Below are 6,611 nucleotides of genomic sequence, written 5' to 3'. Positions count from 1 at the left end.
TCTGCATTTACGGCGCCGGCTGGGGCGGCGGGGGCGGCGTCGGCGTGGCCTGGGCGACCTGCGGCGGCACCGGCTTCACCGCCGGCGAGGGCGTGGGCTGCGGCGCGGGAGCCGGCGGGTTCGACATCTGCGACAGCGTCACGACATCGACCACCACGGGCTCTTCCTGGATCTCATGCTCCTTGCGCAGATTGGGCAAGCCGAACCAGGCGATCAGGATGACCGCCACATGAAGCCCAACGGAGAGGGTCAGCCCCTTACGCATCGTTGCCTGGACCTACCTGCTAAAGGATCGAGTCTGGGGTGCGATCAAGGCCGCCTACCGGCGGTCCTGAGGCATTTCGGCGATCAGCGCCACCTTGGCGTAGCCAGCCTGGCTGATCAGCCCCATCACCTCCATCACCCGGCCGTAATTGATCGCCTGGTCGCCGCGCACATAGATGCGCGTCTCCGGCTTGTTCTGGGCGATCGCGTTCAGCCGCGGGATAAGCTGCTGGGCATCCGTCTCGGTCTCCTGGATGAACAGCCGGCCTTCCGCGTTCACCGTCACCACCAGCGGTTCTACCTGGTCGCGCAGCTGGGTGGCCTGAGTCTTCGGCAGATCGACCGGCACGCCGACGGTGAGCAGCGGCGCGGTCACCATGAAGACGATCAGCAAGACCAGCATGACATCGACGAACGGCGTCACGTTGATCTCGCTCATCGGCTGGTAGCGGCCAGTCCGGCCGCCGCCCCGCCCGTTGCCGAGCTTCATGGCCATGCGGTCAGTCCCCCTCGTCCAGCTGGCGCGAGAGGATGGAGCCGAACTCGACCGCGAAGGCCTCCATCCGCGCCGCGTATTTGGCGAGGTCGCCGGAAATCTTGTTATAGGCAAGCACCGCCGGAATCGCGGCCACCAGCCCCAGCGCGGTGGCGAACAGCGCCTCCGCGATGCCGGGCGCCACAACCGCGAGGCTGGTGTTCTTGGACACGGCGATGGAGCTGAAGGAATTCATGATGCCCCACACCGTGCCGAACAGCCCGACGAACGGCGCCACCGACCCGACCGAGGCCAGGAACGGCATGTTCTTCTCCAGCGTCTCCATCTCGCGCCCGATGGTGACGTTCATCGCCTGGTCGATGCGGTTGCGCAGCGAGGCGCGCAACTGCCCCGTCGCGGTCAGCCCCTTGGCCGCCGAGCGCCGCCATTCGCGCATCGCGGCGGCGAAGATGGAGGATAGCGGATCGCTCGGCCGGTTGCCGATGCGGTCATAGAGATCCTCCAGCGATCCGCCGGACCAGAAGGATTCCTCGAATTGCTCCGCCTGGCGGCGCAGGCGGCGGACCGTCATGATCTTGTCGAAGATGATGGCCCAGCACCACAGCGATGCCGCCAGCAACATGATCATAACGGTCTTCACGATCCAGTCGGCCTGCAGGAACAGGCCGAGAGGGGACATATCGTGACTGGCCATTGATCCGGCCAAAGCGACCGAATCGACTACGGTTGGTTCCATGGACGCACTCTCCTAGCTGGCGAGCAGTGTCATTATGAAGATGGCAGAAGTTGGATGAATCAGGCCCTGAAGCGCTTGGCGCAATGCGGCCGGAAGCCGCGCCGGGCGGACCCCCGCGCCGATACAGGCCAAGCGTACCAGAATACGAACGAGAAGCTGGCCGCCGCGTTCCACCCGCTGCTCGGCCTCCAGCGTGGCGCCGCCAACCGACAGCAGGCGCGTCGCCACCTCCAGCCGGTCGTCGAGCCGCGCCGGCGCCACGAAATCGACGGTGCAGGCCCGCACCGCGAAGCCGATGCCGGGGTCGCGCAGCAACGCCACCTGGTCATAGCCCAGATCGCGCAGCATCTCGGTGCGCGCACGCTCGGCATAGCGCAGGTAATTGGCGTGATAGACGATGCCGCCGGCATCGGTATCCTCGTAATAGATGCGCAGCGGCAGGCGGTGCACCCGCCCCTCCGCCGTCTCCGCGAAACCGGCGGCCGGATCAGACATCCAGCCCCTCGTCGGTTTCGGCGGCGCCCAACAGGTCGAGCTGCTGGGCGCGGTCCTGCGGCATCGCCAGCCCCAGATAGCGATAGCCCAGCGGGGCCAGCATGCGGCCGCGCGGGGTGCGCTGCACCAGCCCCTGCTGCATCAGATAGGGCTCGATCACCTCTTCCAGCACGTCGCGCTGCTCGCCCAGCGCGGCCGCCATCGTCTCCACGCCGACCGGCCCGCCCATATAGGTTTCGGCCAGGCTGCGCAGATAGCGCCGATCCAGCGAATCCAGCCCCAGCTTGTCGACCTCCAGCCGGGCCAGCGCCGCATCGGCGGCGGCGGCGTCGATCTCCGTCAGGCCGGCGACGGCGGTGATGTCGCGCACCCGGCGCAGCAGCCGGTTGGCGACGCGCGGCGTGCCGCGCGAGCGGCGCGCAACCTCCGTCGCCCCTTCCGTGGTCAGCGGCATGCCGAGCAGGCCGGCGCCGCGCGCGACGATGCGCTGCAACTCGTCGGGCTCATAGAAGCTCAGCCGCAGCGGAATGCCGAAGCGCTCGCGCAAGGGCGTGGTGATCAGGCCGCTGCGCGTGGTCGCGGCGACCAGCGTGAAGGGCGGCAGATCGATGCGGATGGACCGCGCCGCCGGCCCCTCGCCGATGATCAGATCGAGCTGGAAATCCTCCATCGCGGGATAGAGCACTTCCTCGACGGCAGGATTAAGGCGGTGGATTTCGTCGATGAACAGCACGTCGCGCGGCTGCAGATTGGTCAGCAGCGCCGCCAGATCGCCGGCCTTGGCGATGACCGGGCCGGACGTCGCGCGGAAATTCACCCCCAGCTCGCGCGCCACGATCTGCGCCAGCGTGGTCTTGCCCAGGCCCGGCGGGCCGGCGAACAGCACATGATCCAGCGCCTCGCCGCGCCCGCGCGCCGCCTCGATGAAGATGCGCAGATTCTCGCGCACCGCCTTCTGGCCGACGAAATCGTCCAGGCTCAAGGGCCGCAGCGTATTGTCCTGCGTCTCGACGCCCTCGGGCTCCGGGGAGACGATGCGCTCCGGGCTGTCGATCATGCCGCCAGCTCCTTAAGGGCGGCGGGGATCAGCGCCTGCAACTCGGCCCCCTCGCCCAGCGCCCGGCTGGCCTTCATCACCGCCGCGAAGGCCTCGGTGCGGCCATAGCCCAGATTGACCAGCGCGGAGAGCGCATCGCCCGCGACCCCGGCGGCGGTCCCGGTCGCGACGCCGGAGGCAGGCATGGCGGCAGCCGGCGCGGCCGCCGTGATCGCCGCCAGCGACAGGTTGGCGGTCTTGTCCTTCAGCTCGTTGGCGATGCGCGCCGCCAGCTTCGGCCCCACGCCATCGGCGCGGGCCAGCATCTTCGGGTCGTTCACCGCGATGGCCTGGAGAATCTGGTCGGGCGTCAGCACCGACAGGATGGCGAGGCCGACGCGCGCGCCCACCCCCTGCACCGTCAGCAGCAGACGGAACCAGTCGCGCTCCGCCGCCTCCAGGAAGCCGTAGAGCCGGATATGGTCCTCGCCGACATGGGTGTCGATGCGCAGGGACACGTCCTCGCCCGGCTTCGGCATGCGGTCCAGCGTGCGGGCGGAGGCGAAAACCAGATAGCCGACGCCGTTCACATCGACCACCAGGTGATCGGCGGCGACGCTGTCCACCTTGCCGCGCAGCTTGGCGATCATTTCGCCGCCGCCAGGGCAAGGGCGCGGGCATAGACCTGGGAGGTCTGGCGGAAATGCGCGTGGCAGATGGCGACCGCCAGCGCGTCCGCGGCGTCCGGGCCGCCCGCGTCGGAGCCGGGCAGCAGCGTGCGGACCATCATCTGCACCTGCTCCTTCGCCGCATGGCCGGCGCCGACCACCGCCTTCTTCACCCGGTTGGGCGCATATTCGGTGACCGGGATGCCCCGGCTGGCCGGGGCCAGGATCACCGCGCCGCGCGCCAGCCCCAGCTTCAGCGTGGATTCCGGGTTCTTGTTGACGAAGGTCTCCTCGATGGCGGCCTCGTCGGGGCGGTAGCGCTCCAGCATCTCCGCCACGCCCTGGTTGAGCTGGAGCAGGCGGCCGGCGATATCCAACGCCGAGTCGGAACGCACCACGCCGTTGGCGACGTGGCGCAGCCGCGTGCCCTCGACGTCGATGACGCCCCACCCCGTGTTGCGCAGCCCCGGATCGAGGCCGATCAGCCGCATGTCATTCTCCAGCCTTACGCCGCCGTCAGCTTTTCGAGGACATCCTCGGAAATCTCGAAATTGGCGGCGACCGTCTGCACGTCGTCATTATCTTCCAGCACGTCGATCAGCTTCAGCAGCGAGGCCGCCTTTTCCTCGTCGACCGGCGTGGTGTTCTGCGGCCGCCAGACCAGCCCGGCGCTCTGCGGCGCGCCGAACTTCTCCTCCAGCGCGTCGCGGACGGCGGCGAAATCCTCCTGCGAGCAGGTGACCTCGTGCGTCTCCTCGCTGCTTTCGACATTCTCCGCGCCGGCTTCCAGCGCCGCCTCGAACATCGCCTCGGCCTCCGCCGCCTTGGCCGGATAGACCACCTGGCCGATGCGGTCGAACATGAAGGACACCGAATTGGTCTCGCCCAGCGACCCGCCATGCTTGGAGAAGGCGGCGCGCACCTCGGCGGCGGTGCGGTTGCGGTTGTCGGTCAGCGCCTCGACGATCACCGCGACGCCGCCGGGACCGTAGCCCTCATAGCGCATCTCGACATAATCGGCATCGCCGTCGCCGCCCGTACCCTTCTTGATGGCGCGGTTGATATTGTCGTTCGGCATATTGTTCGCCCGCCCCAACAGAATCGCAGCCCGCAGGCGCGGGTTGGACGACGGGTCGTCGCTGATCTTCGACGCGGTGGTGATTTCGCGCGCGATCTTGGTGAAAAGCTTTGCCCGCTTGGCGTCCTGCGCGCCTTTGCGATGCATGATGTTCTTGAATTGTGAATGGCCGGCCATGCGCCTGTCCTCGGTTTCCTTACCCGTATAAGTCGACGATCTTATACCAAATCTAGTGTCTTACCGCACGCGGAACCGCTGCATCCGCGCAATTCCGCCGGTGCGGGCCTAACGCCGCGCCGACGGATCCGTTGCCCGCGCCGGCAGCCTTCGGTTAAGGCGTTGCTGGGCTTAACAAATGCCATGCGCCATGCAAGAGAATTCTGTAGACTGCGGTATCCCGCGCTTCCGCGGGGTGTTTTTTCTCCGGGGCCGGCAAGATAGCAGCAATGCGCGGCGCCATGCCGCAGGGAAAGCCGAGACGAGATGCGATTACAGCCCACCGACCGCCGCGCCCAGCCCGCCCCCGGCGTCATCCTGCCAGCGCCCTGCTGTTCGCCATTCCCGGGGGCCGGCCCGTCCGTCGCCCCGTCCGCTGCCCCGTCGCGCTAGGTTTCTCGGCATCGAAGGCCATTCCGCATGTCGAGAATAGATCAGCTCACCGTCCTGGTCGCCGACGACAACCGGCATATGCGCTCGCTGGTGCGCGCGATCCTGGAGGCCATCGGCATCCGCAACATCATCGATGCGCGTGACGGCGAGCACGCCATCGAGCGGATGCGCAACAACGACATCCACCTGGTGATCACCGACTGGAACATGGAGCCGATGGACGGGCTGGAATTCACCCGCTACCTGCGCCAGGACAGCAACAGCCCGGACCCGTTCGTGCCGATCATCATGCTGACCGGCCATACCGAGCGGCTGAAGGTGGAGGTGGCGCGCGATTCCGGCATCGACGAATTCATGGCCAAGCCCGTGACCGCCAAGAGCCTGCTGGCGCGCATCCATTCCATCGTCACCAACCGCCGCCCCTTCATCAGGACAGGGCGCTATTTCGGCCCCGACCGGCGGCGCAAGAACATGCCCTTCGACGGACCGGAGAGACGCGCGGACGAGGAATAGGCTAAGATATCCCAGTGCCCGGCCGTCCTGGGCGAGAGCACGAGTGAGATGAAGGCGCTGCCATGGCGAAAAAAGACGTCGAGATCATTCATCCGGCCAACAAGCTCAAGCAATATGTGAACGATCCGCGCGCGCTGAACGCCGCCGCTATCGCCAAGGCGGAAGCGGCGATGGAGAAATTCACCGCCTCCATCGACCTCGCCGCCGAGGCCGAGCCGGACTTGAAGGAAATGCAGGCCGCCTATCAGGCGATGAAGGCCCAGCCCCAGGATTGCACGGCGGCGGCCAGGCGCATCTTCGACCTGGCGCACGATCTGCGCGGGCTTGGCACCAATTTCAACTATCCGCTGATCACCCGGATCTGCGGCTCGCTCTGCCGTTTCATCGACGGCATGACCAAGGCGAACGACACTCAGATGGAAATCGTGCGCGCCCATGTCGACGCCATCCGCGCCGTGCTGCACAACCAGATGAAGGGCGAGGGCCACGCCATCGGCACCCAGATCGCCGAAGGCCTGGAAACCCTGGTCCGCGAGGAACGCTGAGGACGCGGTTTCTCCCCTCACCCAGCTCCGGCTTGGGCGAGGAACGGGCCTAGCGCAAGCCGGGTGAGGGGAGACCGGCGCGGACGGTGCCGCCTCCCCTCACCCAGCTCCGACTAATTCGCTCACGCTCATAAGTCTCCGCATCCCTCTCCCCTTCCGGGGCGAGGGATG

10 protein-coding genes are annotated in these 6,611 nt (G+C 67.3%); 2 read left to right on the top strand and 8 right to left on the bottom strand.

The window, feature by feature from the left end; translation table 11 throughout:
- Nucleotides 1-7: 7 nt before the first annotated feature.
- From AUP43_RS04970 to AUP43_RS04935, 8 genes are read right to left on the bottom strand one after another with little or no spacing between them, the layout of a single operon-like run.
- The gene (locus AUP43_RS04970; protein ID WP_067553390.1) at nucleotides 8-265 is read right to left on the bottom strand and encodes a hypothetical protein; all 258 of its coding nucleotides are present in this window, start codon (nucleotides 263-265) and stop codon (nucleotides 8-10) included.
- Nucleotides 266-319: 54 nt separating this feature from the next.
- Entirely contained in the window at nucleotides 320-760 is a 441-nt protein-coding gene (gene tolR / locus AUP43_RS04965; protein ID WP_067553388.1) for a protein TolR, read from the bottom strand.
- Between the two features lie 4 nt (nucleotides 761-764).
- Nucleotides 765-1,496, bottom strand: coding sequence for a protein TolQ (tolQ, locus tag AUP43_RS04960; protein WP_067553386.1), 732 nt, complete (start codon nucleotides 1,494-1,496; stop codon nucleotides 765-767).
- Between the two features lie 12 nt (nucleotides 1,497-1,508).
- On the bottom strand, nucleotides 1,509-1,991 hold the full coding sequence (gene ybgC / locus AUP43_RS04955; RefSeq protein ID WP_067553384.1) for a tol-pal system-associated acyl-CoA thioesterase: 483 nt from the start codon (nucleotides 1,989-1,991) through the stop codon (nucleotides 1,509-1,511).
- Nucleotides 1,984-3,048: a Holliday junction branch migration DNA helicase RuvB gene (gene ruvB, locus AUP43_RS04950; protein ID WP_067553382.1), complete on the bottom strand. Its 1,065-nt coding sequence runs from the start codon at nucleotides 3,046-3,048 to the stop codon at nucleotides 1,984-1,986. The genes ybgC and ruvB overlap by 8 nt, the downstream gene beginning before the upstream one ends.
- Nucleotides 3,045-3,677 carry a Holliday junction branch migration protein RuvA gene (gene ruvA / locus AUP43_RS04945; RefSeq protein ID WP_067553380.1) on the bottom strand — a complete coding sequence of 211 codons (633 nt, stop codon included), beginning with the start codon at nucleotides 3,675-3,677 and terminating at the stop codon, nucleotides 3,045-3,047. Before ruvA ends, ruvB begins: the two co-directional genes overlap by 4 nt.
- A complete protein-coding gene (gene ruvC, locus AUP43_RS04940; RefSeq protein WP_067553378.1) occupies nucleotides 3,674-4,186 on the bottom strand; it encodes a crossover junction endodeoxyribonuclease RuvC in 513 nt (170 codons plus the stop codon). The genes ruvA and ruvC overlap by 4 nt, the downstream gene beginning before the upstream one ends.
- 14 nt (nucleotides 4,187-4,200) lie before the next feature.
- Nucleotides 4,201-4,950, bottom strand: a complete 750-nt coding sequence (locus tag AUP43_RS04935; protein ID WP_067553377.1) for a YebC/PmpR family DNA-binding transcriptional regulator — start codon at nucleotides 4,948-4,950, stop codon at nucleotides 4,201-4,203.
- A gap of 459 nt (nucleotides 4,951-5,409) precedes the next feature.
- Here AUP43_RS04935 and AUP43_RS04930 point away from each other — a divergent pair, with 459 nt between their 5' ends.
- The gene (locus AUP43_RS04930) at nucleotides 5,410-5,895 is read left to right on the top strand and encodes a response regulator (protein WP_067553373.1); all 486 of its coding nucleotides are present in this window, start codon (nucleotides 5,410-5,412) and stop codon (nucleotides 5,893-5,895) included.
- A gap of 62 nt (nucleotides 5,896-5,957) precedes the next feature.
- A complete protein-coding gene (locus AUP43_RS04925; protein ID WP_067553372.1) occupies nucleotides 5,958-6,440 on the top strand; it encodes an Hpt domain-containing protein in 483 nt (160 codons plus the stop codon).
- The last annotated feature ends 171 nt before the right edge of the window (nucleotides 6,441-6,611 follow it).

This window comes from Oceanibaculum pacificum, from assembly GCF_001618175.1.
In the GTDB taxonomy this organism is placed as follows: domain Bacteria; phylum Pseudomonadota; class Alphaproteobacteria; order Oceanibaculales; family Oceanibaculaceae; genus Oceanibaculum; species Oceanibaculum pacificum.
The sequence above is the reverse complement of the archived record's forward strand: the minus strand, read 5'-3'. Positions and strand labels throughout refer to the sequence as shown.